This window comes from Micromonospora sp. WMMC250, assembly GCF_027460215.1.
GTDB lineage: Bacteria > Actinomycetota > Actinomycetes > Mycobacteriales > Micromonosporaceae > Micromonospora > Micromonospora taraxaci.
Genome location: NZ_JAPZBJ010000002.1, coordinates 4,690,707 through 4,704,272 on the forward strand (window position 1 = coordinate 4,690,707; position 13,566 = coordinate 4,704,272).

Genomic DNA, 13,566 nt, shown 5'->3' on the forward strand with positions numbered 1-13,566 from the left:
CGTCCCGCTTCGGCCGACCACCGGGCGGCCTCGCGGGACGTGACATGGGTGTTCGGCGGTCAGCTTCGGGCTGCGCCGAGCTGGCCGGACCACCGGCGGAACAGGGTGTGCGGGACGCCGAGCGCGTCGAGCACCTTGCCGGCCACGAAGTCGACCAACTGCTGGGCGCTGGCGGCCGCGCCGGCTCCGTAGAAGCCGGGGCTGGCGGGCAACACGACAGCGCCTGAGTCGTGCAGGGCGATCAGGTGCTCCAGGTGACTGCGGGTCACGGGTGTTTCCCGAGGGACGACCACCACCGGGCGGCGTTCCTTGAGGTTGACCTCGGCGGCACGCTGCAGGAGGTCCTTGGAGAGCCCGATCGAGATACCGGCGCAGGCTGCCGTGCTGGCCGGGACCACGGCCATGCCGCGTACCCGGTAGGAGCCGCTGCTCGGCCCGGCGGCCAGGTCACCGGCCGGCCAGTGCCGTACGTCAGCACCGGTCAGGTCCCGGTCGAGCCAGGCGGCGAGATCCTCGGCCCAGTGCCCGTCGCGGAACGGTCGACCGGTTTCGTCGAGCACTGTGAGTCGTGCCGCGCGGGACACGATCAGGTCGACCGGCTCGCCCGCGTCGAGGAGTCCTCCGATGACGGCCGCCGCGTACGGCGTCCCGGATGCTCCGGAGACCCCGACCACCCATGGTTCCCGCATGCCCCCAGCCTGCCTGGTCCGGCTGGGCCGTTGGTGAGCACCCCCGGGATACGCCGCTGCGGCATGACCGGCGGGGTAGGTGGGCATTCCGTCGACCTGACATGCTGCTGCTGGGGATTCGCATCGGATCATCTCGCGCAGGAGGCATCGGTGACGACCGGCGAGGCCCTCCGGGTGCTACGTGCCGAATGCCCGATCCCGTCGCGGCTCTCGCCGTACGCCGACGGTGTGCAGGAGTGGCTGCTCGGCCTGCTGCCCAACCTCGGCCTCGCCCTGGACGAGGCGGCGTTGCACCGGCTGGCCCGTGGGGCGTTCGCCAGGTACGCCGGACGGCTCTACCCGGACGCCTCCGAAGCCGACCTCCGGGTGCTGACCGTGCTGTTCACGTGGTTCTTCCTGGTCGACGACGCCTGCGACGGGCCGGGCCGGCTGACCTCGGAGCAGATTCGGGCTCTGCGCGACGGCACTGTGGCGCTGCTGCACGACGCTCGGCTGCGCCCGGTCGGGCTCAGCGACCCGCTTCGGCGGCTGCTGGCGCTGGCCTGGCGGGAACCGCGCCGGCGGATGCCGGCCCGGTGGCGGTCGCGTTTCGCCGACACGGTGGCCCGGCATCTCGACGGCACCTGGCAGGAGGCGGTCAACAAGGAGACCGGCCGCCGGCCCGGCGTCGGCGAGTACGTGGAGCTGCGGCGGGCCACCTCGGCGGCGGAGGTGTCGTACACGCTCGTGGAGTTCGCGGGCGGCCGGCCGTTGCCCGACCCGGTCTACCACCACCCGCTGCTGCGGCAGATCGCCCAGCTCGGCAACGACCTGCTGTCCTGGTACAACGACCTGGCCTCCTTGGAGAAGGACCGGGCGACCGCAGGTGGGCACAACCTGGTGCTGGCCATCGAAACCGAACTGGCGGTGCCGTCGGCGAAGGCGGTGGCCCTGGCGGTCGAGCGCTGGCGGGAGTCGATGCGGCGCTTCGTCGCGCTGCGGACCGCGGTGCCGTCGTTCGGCCCGGCGGTGGACCGGGCGGTCACCGAGCACCTCGACGTGGTCGCGTACGCCGTCCGGGGCACCATCGACTGGACCTTGGAGAGCGCCCGTTACCCCACCGGGGAGGGCGAGCCGGTGGTCAGCCGGTCAGGGCCGTAGGTCGAGCCGGATCACCAGGTCGAGCAGCGCGAAGACGAACAACGCGATGCCGACGAACCCGTTGGCGGTGAAGAACGCCCGGTTGACCTTGCTCAGGTCGGTCGGGCTGACCACCAGGTGCTGATAGGCGAACGCGACGGCGGTGAGCGCCAGCCCGATCCACCAGAGCCAGCCGAGGCCGATCAACGCGCCGAACCAGACGAACAGCGCGAAGGTCACCACGTGCGCGATCGTGGAGGCGTGCAGCGCGAAGCGCCGGCCGTACCGGGCGGGCACGCTGTGCACGCCGATCTCCTGGTCGATCTCGGAGTCCTGGCAGGCGTAGATCAGGTCGAACCCGCCGATCCACAGCCCGACGGCCGCGCCGAGCACCCAGGCCGGCCCGGAGCCGTCCAGGGTGCCGGTGACCGCCAGCCAGGCGCCGACCGGGCCGACCATCTGGGCGATCCCCAGGATGGCGTGCGGCCAGTTGGTGAACCGCTTGCCGTAGGGGTAGACGACCAGCGGCACCACCGCGAGCGGCGCGAGCACCAGGCAGAGCGGGTTGAGCAGGGCTGCGGCGGCGAGGAAGACCACCAGCGCGACGGCCGCGCCGGTCCAGGCCGTCCGCACGCTCACCGCACCGGTGACCAGCTCCCTCCCGGCGGTACGCGGATTCCGCGCGTCGATCCGCCGATCGAGGATCCGGTTGGCGGCCATCGCGAACGTCCGTGCCCCGACCATCGCCACGGTGATCAGCAGCAGGTCGAGCCAGCGCACCCGCCCACCGTTGACCTGCATGGCGCTCAACGCCGACAGGTACGCGAAGGGCAGCGCGAACACCGAGTGCTCGATGGCGACGAGCTTGAGGAAGGACTTCACCCGGCCCGGCTTCTCGGCGGGAGCTTCGAGGACGGCCATCAGATCCCGTACTCCTTCCAGCGCTTGTCGACCAGGGCCGAGACCTCCGGGCTCATGCTCATCTCCTCCGGCCAACCGCGGGTGTAGCCCTCGGTCGGGAGTTTGCGGGTCGCGTCGACACCCGCCTTGCCACCCCAGAACTGCTGGTACGACGAGTGGTCGAGGTGGTCCACCGGGCCCTCGGTGAGCAGCAGGTCGCGCGCGTAGTCGACGTTGCCGAAGGCGCGGAAGGCGACCTCGTTGTAGTCGTGCACGTCGCAGTCCTCGTCGACGATCACGATGAGCTTGGTCAACGACATCAGGTGCGCACCCCAGATCGCGTTCATCACCTTCTGCGCGTGCTTCGGGTACCGCTTGCGGATCGACACGATCGCGCAGTTGTGGAACACCCCGGCGGCCGGCAGGTCGTAGTCGACGATGTCCGGGATCATCAGCTTGAGCAGCGGTTGGAAGATCCGCTCGGTGGCCTTGCCGAGGCCGTGGTCCTCCTGCGGCGGCTTGGAGGTGACGATCGAGTGGTAGACCGGCTTGCGCTGCATCGTCATCGCCTCGACGTGCAGCACCGGGAACGGCTCGACCGGGGTGTAGAAGCCGGTGTGGTCGCCGAACGGCCCTTCGGGCAGCCGCTCACCCGGCTCCAGGTAGCCCTCCAGCACGATCTGCGCGTGCGCCGGCACCTGCAACGGGACGGTGAGGCAGTCGACCATCTCCACCCGCTCGCCGCGCAGGAAACCCGCGAACAGGTACTCGTCGATGTCGCCGGGCAGCGGCGCGCTGGCCGCGTACGAGACGACCGGGTCGCAACCGATAGCGATGGCGACCGGCAGGCGCTGCCCGAGCCGCTCGGCGACCGCGTGGTGGGCGGTGGAGTCCTTGTGGATCTGCCAGTGCATGCCCAGGGTGTTGCGGCCGTGCTGCTGGAGCCGGTACAGGCCGAGGTTGCGCTTGCCGGTCTCCGGGTGCTTGGTGTGGGTCAGCCCGTAGTTGTGGAAGATCCCGCCGTCGCCGGGCCACACCTGCAAGCCCGGCAGCCGGTTGAGGTCGACGTCCTCACCCCGGTAGACGACCTCCTGGCAGGGCGCGGTCTTCACCTTGCGCGGTGGCACCGACTTGAGCTGCATGACCTTGCCGAGGCCCTCCCGGATGCCCGACCAGCCGACCGGCAGCTCCGGCTTGATCAGCGAGCCGATCCGGGCACCGATCTCGTCCAGCGAGTCGACGCCGAGGGCCATCGCCATGCGCTTCTCGGTGCCGAACAGGTTGATCGCCACCGGCATCTCGCCCCGGGTGGGGCGCTCGAAGAGCAGCGCCGGCCCGCCGGCCCGCACCGTGCGGGTGACCACCTCGCTGATCTCCAGGGTGGGGTCGACCGGGACGTCGACCCGGCGCAACTCCCCCGCGCGCTCCAAAGCCGCGAGAAAGTCCTTGAGATCGGTGTACGGGAAGCCACGAGCCGCCATACCCGCCAGTCTCCCGCACGGGGTGCGGTGTGGCCCAAGCCGGGTGCTGTGACACCGGCGACGACCCCGTGCGCAACCGCGCACCCGCCATGCCCGCCACCCCCGGTGCGCCCGGCGTGCCTGGTCTTGATCCACTCGGGTTTCCGGAAGTCGGGGGGTCCAGCGACCTGGGACGGCCCGACTTCCTGAAGACCGAGTCGATCAATGGTCGAGCGCAGGTTCCGCAGGCATGGCCCTCGGTCGAGCGGGTAGCCGGGCAGCACGCGGACGGAGGCGGCGAATGGGTGAGGATCGGGTACCGGCAGGGTTCACCGAGCAACGAGCACGGGTCGGCCAGATCACCATGAACTACGTCCGTGGCGGCAGCGGCCCGCCGCTGGTGCTGCTGCACGGATATCCGCAGTGCTGGTACATGTGGCGGCACCTGCTGCCCGGGTTGGGGCGTTCCTTCGAGGTGGTCGCGCCCGACCTGCGTGGGTTCGGGGGCAGCGACGCCCCGGCCGACGGGTACGACAAGAAGACCGTCGCCGCCGACCTGCACGGCCTACTCGACCAGCTCGGCCTGGCCGGTGACCTCCGGCTGGTCGGGCACGACCTGGGGACCATGGTGGCGTACGCGTACGCCGCCGCCCATCCGCAGCGGGTGAGCCGGCTGGTGCTCACCGAGGCGCCGATCCCCGACGAGAGCCTCTACACGTTTCCCGCGCTCACCCCGGCCGGCCCCGGGGTGTGGAACTTCGGCTACTTCTCCATCGGCAACGGTCTTCCGGAGGAGCTGGTCGACGGGCGGGAGTCGCTCTGGGTGGACAAGTTCACCGACGCACTGATGGTGCGCAAGGGAAGCATCGCCGCGCCGGACGTCGAGGAGTTCGCCAGCCACCTGCGCGACCCGGCGCATCTGCGGGCGAGCTTCGCCTACTTCCGGGCGTTCGATCGGGACATCGCCGACAACGCGACGTACCGGACCACGAAGCTGACGATGCCGGTGCTGGCCGTCGGCGCGGCGGCGAGCCTCGGCGGGCAGGTCGCCGAGCAGGTTCGTCAGTACGCCGACGCGGTCCGCGGTGAGGTGATCGAGGACTGCGGCCACTGGCTGTACGAGGAGCGCCCGGACGAGATGCTCGCCCTGCTGCGCGACTTCCTCGGGGCGCCCTGAACAGCCGCTTGGTGCGGCGACCTGCACGCGTCCGGAGTCAGTGGGTGCGGGCCAGGTCGACGAAGGCCCGCCACGCGGCCGGGGTGAACGTCAGCAGGCCGCCGTCGCGGTCCTTGGAATCACGGACGTGCACCCGGTCAGGCAGATTGTCGGCGACCTCGACACAGGCGCCACTGTTGTTGCCACTCCGGGTGGACTTGTGCCAGCGGGCTCCGGTCAGATCCATGGCTTCACGATCTCCTCGAAGCAGGTCGATGGACTGCTGCCGGGGCAGCGCGTCACCGCGCCGACTCTCCCACCTTCCGAGCAGGGTCGCCACCTCGTTGATGTCGTCCACTGCGGTGCCGCCGGTCTGGCTGTGCCAGGCGCGCCATCAGGCGGCGGGCGCCCAGGCGTGGACGGCCAGCGGTGGGTCCAGCGGGGCTCGGGTGAGGCGGTTGGCGAAGGTGGACATCGTGTACGCACCGACGCCGAGCACCACGTCCAGAGCGTGTCGGGGCAGGTAGCCCGCGGCGAGGAAGTCGTCGAGTTCGCCGTCGGGCACCGCGCCGCGGTGGTCGAGCACGGCCAGCGTGAACCGGCGCAGTGCCTCCAGCCGCGGATCGGGCAGCGGTGAGCGCGCACGCAGTGCGGTGATCAGCTCGGCACTCGCGCCGAGCTGGGTGAGCTTGCCGGTGTGCAGGGCGACGCAGAAGTGGCACTCGTGACTGGTGGAGACCGCCAGGATGACCACCTCCCGCTCCAGCGGGGCGAGGTCGGTCTGCTCGAAGCCCGCGCTGGCGGTGAGGAAGCCGGTGAGCAACTGCGGCGAGTCGGCCATCAGCGCCACCGCGCTCGGCAGCCAGCCGAACCGTTTCCGCACACCCTCGATGGCCCGATGGGCGGCGACGGGTGCGGTTTCGGCGGTGTGTTCGATGAAGACGGACACGGTTCACCTGCTTTCGAAAGGTCGGCACGAGACCGCGAGGTCGGCGAGGCGGGAGGTCGCCGGGACCGGTGCCGCGTCCCGTAGGGTAGTCAACGTGGTTGACGAAATAGTAAACGTGGTTGTCGAACATGGCAACTGCTGACCCGCCCCGGCCCGGCTTCCAGCTGCCGCTCCTGCTGCTGGCCGGGTTCCGAACGCTCATCGACGACCTGCACGCCGAGCTGGCGCGGCAGGGGCATCCGGAGCTACGGCCGCTGCACGGCTTCGTTCTCCAGGCCGTCGGAATGGACGGCACCACGGCCACCGAGCTGGGGCAACGCCTCGGCATCTCGAAGCAGGCCGCCGGCAAGACTGTCGACCGACTGGTCGAGGTCGGCTACCTGGAACGGATGGACGACCCTCGGGACGCCCGCCGCCGACTGGTCCGGGTCACGCCGCGCGGTGCCGACGGGCTACGCCGTTCGGCGGAGACCTTCGACGAGCTGCGTCGACAGTGGACCGAGCGCCTCGGCGAGGACCGCGTCGACGCCATCGAGGACGACCTTCGCACGATGGCCTCCACCAACTGGTTCCGCCTGGACATGCCGGGCTGGTTCGGCGGCTGAGCAGCCAGAACGACCAGCACCCAGGCCCGACCGACGCCGCTGGCATGGCCGATACCCGGGCATGACCCCGACGGCATGGCCGACACCGACGGCGCAGCCGACAACCTGGGCATGATCGACACCAGATCGCCGAAGTGGCACCATCCTCTGCGCCGGAAGCCACCACATCGCCGACCTGGAGTGGATCACCCTGCGGCGTCAGTCAAGGTCTCCGGGCACATCTCACCTGTCGTGGCGTGGCGGTGGGGTTGGGCGCAGGCTGGTGGGATGTCGGATGCCTACGTCGTCGGCGACCCGGACGGGTTGTCGCCCCTGCTGATCGCGGTACGCGACGCGGTCGCCCGCGAGCTGCACGCACAGGTGGCGCTACGCGGTGAGCGGATCGAGCTGGCCGATCTTCCGGAGGTGTCCTACCAGGTCACGATCCAGGTCGAGCGGGCACTGCGCGCCTGGCGGCCTGGACCACAGTCACCGGGCGAGGCCCTCGCGTAGGACGATCGCCGCACGGTCGGCCCATCGAAAACTGTCACAGGTGATCTCTAGGATCACTGGTGCCGGTCGGGGCCGTGGGCATCGATCCCTGGCTTCTTCCGATCGGCTCATCCCTCACCAAGGAGATCGATGAGATCTGTGCACGTTACGCGTGGCAGGCTCCTGCGCGGCCTCACCGCACTGGTCGTGGGCACCGCGACGGTCGGCGTGGCGGCCGGTCCGGCAATGGCGCAGGACGACCCGGGCTGGGTCAGCGCCTGGCTGGACGACGTCACGGTCAGCGGTCCGGCCGCTCCCGGCCGCACGGTGTCACTGACCCTGACCAGCGCCGGTGCCACCCAGCCCCGGGTGACAGTCGACCTGACCGGCCTGGCCGGCGTGGCCACCGCCACCTTTCCCGACTTCTGTGTCACCGAGGGCACCTCGGTGACCTGCCCGATGCCGTCGACGGCCGTCGACGATTTCGGCACGCTCACCGGCACGGTGCCGGTGGTGTTCCGGGCCGCGCCGGGCGCGGCCGACGGCGCGACCGGCTCCCTCGCCTACACCGCGCTCGGCGAGCAGACCGAGCCGTCCACCCAGCAGGCGGCGATCACCGTGCGGTCCGGGCCCGACCTGCTCGACCTGGTCGACGAATCCGTTGACGGCGTCGCGGTCGGTGACCGCGTGGCCGTGCCGGTGATGGTGGTGAATGCGGGTGACCAACCGGTCGTGGACCTCCGGCTCACCATGAGCTTCCCGGTCGGTCTCACGCCGACGAGCTTCCGCAACTGCCGGTACGGCACCAACACGTCACTCGCCACCGTGGTGGTCTGCACCGTACGGGGCACGTTCGCCACCGGTCAGCGGCACGAGTTGCGGCAGAAGCTGAGCACCACTGTCGGCCCGGCCACCCTGGGCAGCAAGCGGATCACCCAGTTCGTGGAGCCACTGGCCAGCGCGGGGCCACTTCCGAGCGGCGTGAAGCTCACGCACCGCGAGGCCGAGCAGGGGCTGCGGCTGCGGCCGGTGGGCAACCCGCTCGACGTGATCCCGGCCGGGGTGACCGGCGCCGGAGGCCAGACCTACCTGCGCTCGGTGCGGGGAGCCTTCGACGTCGTCGCACAGGGCGCAACCGTCACCGGGGCCGTCGGTGACACCGTGCGGGTCACCGTGGGTCTGCGGAACGAGGGCCCGGGTGTCCCGGATGGCACCAACTCCGGTGACGGCGTCGGCGGCTTCCTCTTCGTGCCGCCGACCGGCACCACTGTGGTCGGCAACCCGTCGGGCTGTTGGCTCAACGGGGACGAGGAGTCCGCCGGGGACGCCCCGCCGACCTGGTACTGCAACGGGCCGGGATCCGTGTTCCCGGCTGGTCTCACCCACACCATCGCGTTCGACCTGCGCATCGACAGTCTCTCCGGTGCGCCGGGCGAGGTCCAGCCGTCGCAGCGTTACCCGCGGGTGGACGACAACCCGGGCAACGACGTCGCCCCGGTGACGGTGGGCTGACCGCACCCGACAGGACAGTGCGGGCCGGTCACTGACGAATCCGTGACCGGCCCGCGCTCCACGTCCAGGTCAGTCCAGCCCACCGTACGAGTGGAGGCCGGTGAAGAAGATGTTCACGCCGAACAGGTTCATCAGCATGGTGAGGAAGCCGAGCACCGCGAGCCAGGTCGCCACGTTGCGACGCACACTCGGCGTGGCCCGGGCGTGCAGGTAACCGGCGTACACCACCCAGGAGATGAACGCCCAGGTCTCCTTCGGGTCCCAGCCCCACGGCCGGCCCCACGCCGCCTCGGCCCAGATGGCGCCGGCGATCACCGCGAACGTGAAGATCGGGAACGCGAACGCGTGCAGCGCGAAGGTCAGTCGCTCCAGGCTGGTCGCGCCGGGCAGCCGCTTGGCCAGGGTGTACGGGAAGCTCCGCTTGCCCTTCTCGTACCCGTTGCGCATCAGGAAGCCGACCGCCGGCACCGCACCGAGCAGGAAGATGCCGGACGCGAACACGATGGTCGAGACGTGGATGATGAACCAGTACGAGTTCAGTGCCGGCACCAGCGGCACGATCGGCACGTACAGGACCAGCTCGGCGGTGGCCACGAGCAGCACCATCACCAGCGTGAGGAACAGCCCGAGCTTGCGCAGCGACGGTCGCTTCCAGAGCACCACCAGCCAGGCGGCAACTCCGATGAACGTCACGGTGAGCACGAACTCGTACATGTTGCCCCAGGGCATCCGGTCGGCCGCGAGGCCACGGGTGACCAGGGCCGCCAGGTGCAGCAGGGCGGCCACAGCGGTGGCGCCCACCCCGAACAGGCCGGCGAGGCGGGCACGCCGCGCGGAACGATCCACGGGCGGCGCGGGGACCGGCGCGTGCGGCTCCTTGACCACGCCACCGCCGGCACCGACCAGTTCGCGGACCGGAGCCGCCGTGGCGACCCGGGTACGGGCGTTGCCCAGCGCGTACTCGACGGCGTGGCCGATCATCGCGATCAGGTACGCCAGGATCGCGAAAGTGACCAGATTGTCGGAGAGTGCGGACATCACTCGGCTCCTTCTCGCACGCCGGCCCGTTCGGCCACTGGGTCAGCATCACCCTTGACCGCAGCGATGAGCTGGGTGAACTCGTCGGCGAACCCCGGATAGTCGGTACGCGGCAACCCGCCGACCTCCATCAAGCTACTACCGCTCGTCGGAGATCCTTCCCCGGGGTCGGCCGGCACCACCCGGAAGAACACCCGACGACGCCGCCCGAACAGCGAACCCATCAGCCCGACCAGCAGGACACCGCAGCTGATCAGCAGCGGCGTCGCACCGGGGTCGTGTCGGACGGAGAGGGTGACGTACCGCTCGGTGCCCAGGAACTCGACTGTGGTGCCGTCGGCCAACGTCCAGGTCTCGCCCTTCTTGAGCAGCTTGGTGCCGACCTCCTTGACCTTGCCGGCACGCACCTGCCGCTGGTCGAGCTGGTAGACCGAGCCGGGGATGCCGGCGTCCATTCCGAGGTTGCCCTGGTAGGCGACCAGGTTCAACACCGGGTTGCGCTCGGTCGGGTACTGCGAGCGGACGAACGGCGGCTGCTCGGGCGCGGTGGGCAGGTAGATGCCGGTGAACGCCATCTGCCCGTCCGGGCTGCGCTGGCCGGTGGCCGGGTCGACGTTCGCGTCCGGGAACGCGGCCAGGCCCTCACTGGTCAGGCCCATGTCGCCGGTCGTCAGGAACGGCTCGTCGCTGACCTGGCTGTTGCCGAACCGGTCGGTGTAACGGATCACCGGGGCGTACCCGTGGCCAAGTAGGTAGACGTTCGCGTCGGCCAGGCGCAGCGGCGAGTTCACCGAGAAGTCGGCGCTGCGGGTCGGCTCGTCCGGGCCGTCCACGGTGACGGTGGCGTTGAAGAACTCCGGCTGACCGGACGGCAGGAACCGGGCCTCGAAGTCGTCCAGCCGCAGGCAGAAGCGGGGCAGGTCGGCGCTGTCCACCCGCGGGCCGAGCTTCGCCTCCGCGTACTGCTGGCGGGTGTTGCAGAACGCGTTGTCCGCGCCCGCCACCAGCAGTCGGTTGCCGCTCCAGCCATACCACGAACCGAGCGCGACACCGATCAGCACCGCGATGAGCGACGTGTGGAACAGCAGGTTGCCGGTCTCCTTGAGGTAGCCCTTCTCGGCGGAGACCTCGTCGCCGCGCACCTCCACCCGCCAGCGGCGCTTGCGCAGCACGTCGGCGATCGCCGCCACGCCACCGGCCGGGGCGGGCACCACAGTGTGCTGCGGGAGCCGGGCCATCCGCTTCGGCGCGGCCGGCGGCCGGGACCGCAACGCCCGGACGTGGTCGCGCAGTCGGGGCGTGATGCAGCCGATCAGGGAGGTGAACAGCAGCAGGTAGATCGCGGAGAACCAGACCGACCCGAAGACCTCGAACGCGCCGATCCGGTCCAGTCGGGGGGCCCAGTCCGGGTGGTCGACGAAGTATTCGTTGACCTTCTCCGGGCTGATCCCGCGCTGGGGCAGCACCGAACCGGGGATGGCGGCGACAGCGAGCAGGAAGAGCAGGATCAGGGCGGTACGCATGCTGGTCAGCTGCCGCCAGGAGTTGCGCAGCAGGGCCAGCAGCCGGTTCGGCCGGCGGCGTGGCGCCGGCGCCACGGTCTCCGGCCGGTCGTCGACGACCGTCATCAGATGCTCACCTCGCCCACCCCGACGGTGGTCTGCAGCCAGATCACGAAGCTCTGCCATCCGCCGGTGACCAGCGCCAGGCCGATCAGGATGAGCAGGGCGCCGCCGACCCGGGTGACCCAGCGGCTGTTGCGCCGGACGGCGCGGAAGACCCCGAGCAGGCGTTCGAAGCCCAGCCCGAAGACCACGAACGGTATCCCCAACCCGAGGCAGTACGCCACGGCGAGCACCACGGCGCGGTCGCTCTGGCCGGAGGCGGTGGCCATCCCCATCACCGCGCCGAGCGTCGGGCCGGTGCAGGGCACCCAACTGAGCGCGAAGACCGCCCCGAAGACCGGTGCGCCGAGCAGCCCGGCCGACGGCAGCCGGGAGATCCGGAACTCCCGTTGCAGGGCGGGGATCATCCCGAGGTAGCCGAACCCGAGCACGATGATCAGCACGCCGACGACGATTTCGAGCTGCCGCTCGTACTCGAAGAAGACCCGGCCGATACCGGCGAACAGGATGGCGGTCGCGACGAAGACGACGGTGAAGCCGGCGATGAAGAGCAGCGTGCCCGCGAGCACCCGGCCCTTGACGGCCACCGTGGCGGCCCGTTCGCGGACCGCCACCCCGCCGTCGCCGTCGGGTGCCGGGTCCGCCGGAGCCCGACGGCCTTCGAGGTCCGCCCCGGCGAGGCCGGTGACGTACGACAGGTAACCCGGGACGAGCGGAAGGACGCACGGGGAGAGGAAGCTGACCAGACCGGCGAGCGCCGCCGCGCCGATGGCGAGCAGCAGCGGCCCGTTCAGGGCCAGGTTCCGGAATGTCTCGCCCATCAGTTCGGCGCCGGCTTCTCGGCCGCGATCCGCTCGACGATCGGTTGCAGGCCCTCCTGCTTGACGGCGGCCCGGATCACCGAGGCGATCCGCCCCTCCCGGTCGAGCACCACCGTCGCGGGGACGGTGTTCGGCGGGATGTCCAGGTCGAGCGCCAGCCGGCTGGCCGGGTCGAACAGGCTCGGATAGGTGACCCGGCCCTGCTCGAACGCCTTGGCCTTGTCCCGCGAATCCTGCACGTTGATGCCGAGGAAGGTCACCCCGGAACCCTTGGTGGCCTGGTAGACGGCTTCCAGGTCGTCCGCCTCGGCGCGGCACGGCGCGCACCAGGAGCCCCAGAAGTTGACCACGACGACCTGGCCCCGGGCCTGGGTGACGTCATAGGTGCCGCCGAGGAGCAGTTCCCCGGCGAGTTTGGGAGGAGCCGAGCGCTGGTCCGGTGCGCACTCGAAGATCCCGTCGGTGGTGGTCGTGCAGGTCTTCTCCTGCCCCTTCGACGACGTGCAGCCGACCAACGCCACCGCGGCGACGGTGGCGAGCAGGCCGGCGGTCCACCTCCGGGCGTTCATCAGGCCCCCTTGGCCGTCCGGGCTGTCGCGGAGAGGGCGATCAGGTGCGCGGCCGGCTCGCTGTAGCCGATGCCCACCACCTTCGCGCCGTCGAAGTGGAACGAGGTGAGACTCGCCAGCCCGCACTGCCGCTTGCGCGGGTCGTGCCAGAGCCGCTTGCGCTCGACGTGGCGACGCAGCGTCCAGATCGGGAGCTGGTGCGACACCAGCACCGCCTCGCGCCCCTCGGCGGCGACCCGGGCGGCCTGCACGGCGGCGAACATCCGCTCGGCGATCACCCGGTACGCCTCACCCCAGGACGGGGTCACCGGGTCGCGCAGCACCCACCAGTTGCGCGGGTCACGGAACGACCCGTCGCCCGGGGACACCTTCTTGCCCTCGAACCAGTTCGCGCTCTCGATCAGCCGCTCGTCCACCCCGACCGGCAGCCCGAACTGGGCGGCGATCGGTTCGGCGGTCTGCTGGGCGCGTTCCAGCGGGCTGGCCACCACGTGCACGATCTCCCGCTCGGCCAGGCCCTGCGCGGCGGCCTTGGCCATCTGCACACCCAGCTCGGAGAGGCGGAAACCGGGCAACCGACCGTAGAGAATCTGATCCGGGTTGTGCACCTCGCCGTGCCGCAGCACGTGGACCACCGTCTTCGCCACTGTTC

At 70.7% G+C, this 13,566-nt stretch carries 15 protein-coding genes; 5 read left to right on the forward strand and 10 right to left on the reverse strand.

The features are described from left to right. Positions 1 to 59: 59 nt before the first annotated feature. A complete protein-coding gene (locus tag O3438_RS21020; protein WP_269681541.1) occupies positions 60 to 689 on the reverse strand; it encodes a UbiX family flavin prenyltransferase in 630 nt (209 codons plus the stop codon). A gap of 150 nt (positions 690 to 839) precedes the next feature. Here O3438_RS21020 and O3438_RS21025 point away from each other — a divergent pair, with 150 nt between their 5' ends. Next, positions 840 to 1,829, forward strand: a complete 990-nt coding sequence (locus O3438_RS21025) for a terpene synthase family protein (RefSeq protein WP_269681542.1) — start codon at positions 840 to 842, stop codon at positions 1,827 to 1,829. Here the strand turns inward: O3438_RS21025 and mqnP are convergent. Beyond that, the gene (gene mqnP / locus O3438_RS21030) at positions 1,818 to 2,729 is read right to left on the reverse strand and encodes a menaquinone biosynthesis prenyltransferase MqnP (protein ID WP_145785881.1); all 912 of its coding nucleotides are present in this window, start codon (positions 2,727 to 2,729) and stop codon (positions 1,818 to 1,820) included. The genes O3438_RS21025 and mqnP overlap by 12 nt on opposite strands. Further along, positions 2,729 to 4,189: a menaquinone biosynthesis decarboxylase gene (locus O3438_RS21035; RefSeq protein ID WP_145785880.1), complete on the reverse strand. Its 1,461-nt coding sequence runs from the start codon at positions 4,187 to 4,189 to the stop codon at positions 2,729 to 2,731. Before O3438_RS21035 ends, mqnP begins: the two co-directional genes overlap by 1 nt. Positions 4,190 to 4,469: 280 nt before the next feature. On the opposite strand from O3438_RS21035, the gene O3438_RS21040 reads away from it, so the two are divergent. Beyond that, entirely contained in the window at positions 4,470 to 5,345 is an 876-nt protein-coding gene (locus tag O3438_RS21040) for an alpha/beta fold hydrolase (RefSeq protein WP_269681543.1), read from the forward strand. A gap of 37 nt (positions 5,346 to 5,382) precedes the next feature. Here the strand turns inward: O3438_RS21040 and O3438_RS21045 are convergent, their stop codons facing one another. Then, the gene (locus O3438_RS21045; protein ID WP_269683706.1) at positions 5,383 to 5,565 is read right to left on the reverse strand and encodes a DUF397 domain-containing protein; all 183 of its coding nucleotides are present in this window, start codon (positions 5,563 to 5,565) and stop codon (positions 5,383 to 5,385) included. Between the two features lie 153 nt (positions 5,566 to 5,718). After that, positions 5,719 to 6,273, reverse strand: coding sequence for a carboxymuconolactone decarboxylase family protein (locus O3438_RS21050; RefSeq protein WP_269681544.1), 555 nt, complete (start codon positions 6,271 to 6,273; stop codon positions 5,719 to 5,721). A 128-nt stretch (positions 6,274 to 6,401) separates the two neighbouring features. Here O3438_RS21050 and O3438_RS21055 point away from each other — a divergent pair, with 128 nt between their 5' ends. The 3 genes from O3438_RS21055 to O3438_RS21065 all read left to right on the forward strand — a co-directional run bounded on the left by O3438_RS21055 (position 6,402) and on the right by O3438_RS21065 (position 8,861). Beyond that, a complete protein-coding gene (locus O3438_RS21055) occupies positions 6,402 to 6,878 on the forward strand; it encodes a MarR family winged helix-turn-helix transcriptional regulator (RefSeq protein WP_269681545.1) in 477 nt (158 codons plus the stop codon). A gap of 267 nt (positions 6,879 to 7,145) precedes the next feature. Next, positions 7,146 to 7,370: a hypothetical protein gene (locus O3438_RS21060; protein WP_269681546.1), complete on the forward strand. Its 225-nt coding sequence runs from the start codon at positions 7,146 to 7,148 to the stop codon at positions 7,368 to 7,370. Positions 7,371 to 7,499: 129 nt separating this feature from the next. After that, positions 7,500 to 8,861, forward strand: coding sequence for a hypothetical protein (locus O3438_RS21065; protein ID WP_269681547.1), 1,362 nt, complete (start codon positions 7,500 to 7,502; stop codon positions 8,859 to 8,861). A gap of 69 nt (positions 8,862 to 8,930) precedes the next feature. Here the strand turns inward: O3438_RS21065 and ccsB are convergent, their stop codons facing one another. From ccsB to O3438_RS21090, 5 genes are read right to left on the reverse strand one after another with little or no spacing between them, the layout of a single operon-like run. Beyond that, on the reverse strand, positions 8,931 to 9,899 hold the full coding sequence (gene ccsB / locus O3438_RS21070) for a c-type cytochrome biogenesis protein CcsB (protein WP_269681548.1): 969 nt from the start codon (positions 9,897 to 9,899) through the stop codon (positions 8,931 to 8,933). Then, positions 9,899 to 11,527 carry a cytochrome c biogenesis protein ResB gene (gene resB, locus O3438_RS21075; RefSeq protein ID WP_269681549.1) on the reverse strand — a complete coding sequence of 543 codons (1,629 nt, stop codon included), beginning with the start codon at positions 11,525 to 11,527 and terminating at the stop codon, positions 9,899 to 9,901. The genes ccsB and resB overlap by 1 nt, the downstream gene beginning before the upstream one ends. Further along, positions 11,527 to 12,345, reverse strand: a complete 819-nt coding sequence (locus tag O3438_RS21080) for a cytochrome c biogenesis CcdA family protein (RefSeq protein WP_269681550.1) — start codon at positions 12,343 to 12,345, stop codon at positions 11,527 to 11,529. Before O3438_RS21080 ends, resB begins: the two co-directional genes overlap by 1 nt. After that, complete coding sequence (locus O3438_RS21085) at positions 12,345 to 12,914, reverse strand: TlpA family protein disulfide reductase (protein WP_269681551.1); 570 nt, start codon at positions 12,912 to 12,914, stop codon at positions 12,345 to 12,347. The genes O3438_RS21080 and O3438_RS21085 overlap by 1 nt, the downstream gene beginning before the upstream one ends. After that, a complete protein-coding gene (locus O3438_RS21090; protein ID WP_269681552.1) occupies positions 12,914 to 13,561 on the reverse strand; it encodes a histidine phosphatase family protein in 648 nt (215 codons plus the stop codon). Before O3438_RS21090 ends, O3438_RS21085 begins: the two co-directional genes overlap by 1 nt. Positions 13,562 to 13,566 lie beyond the last annotated feature (5 nt).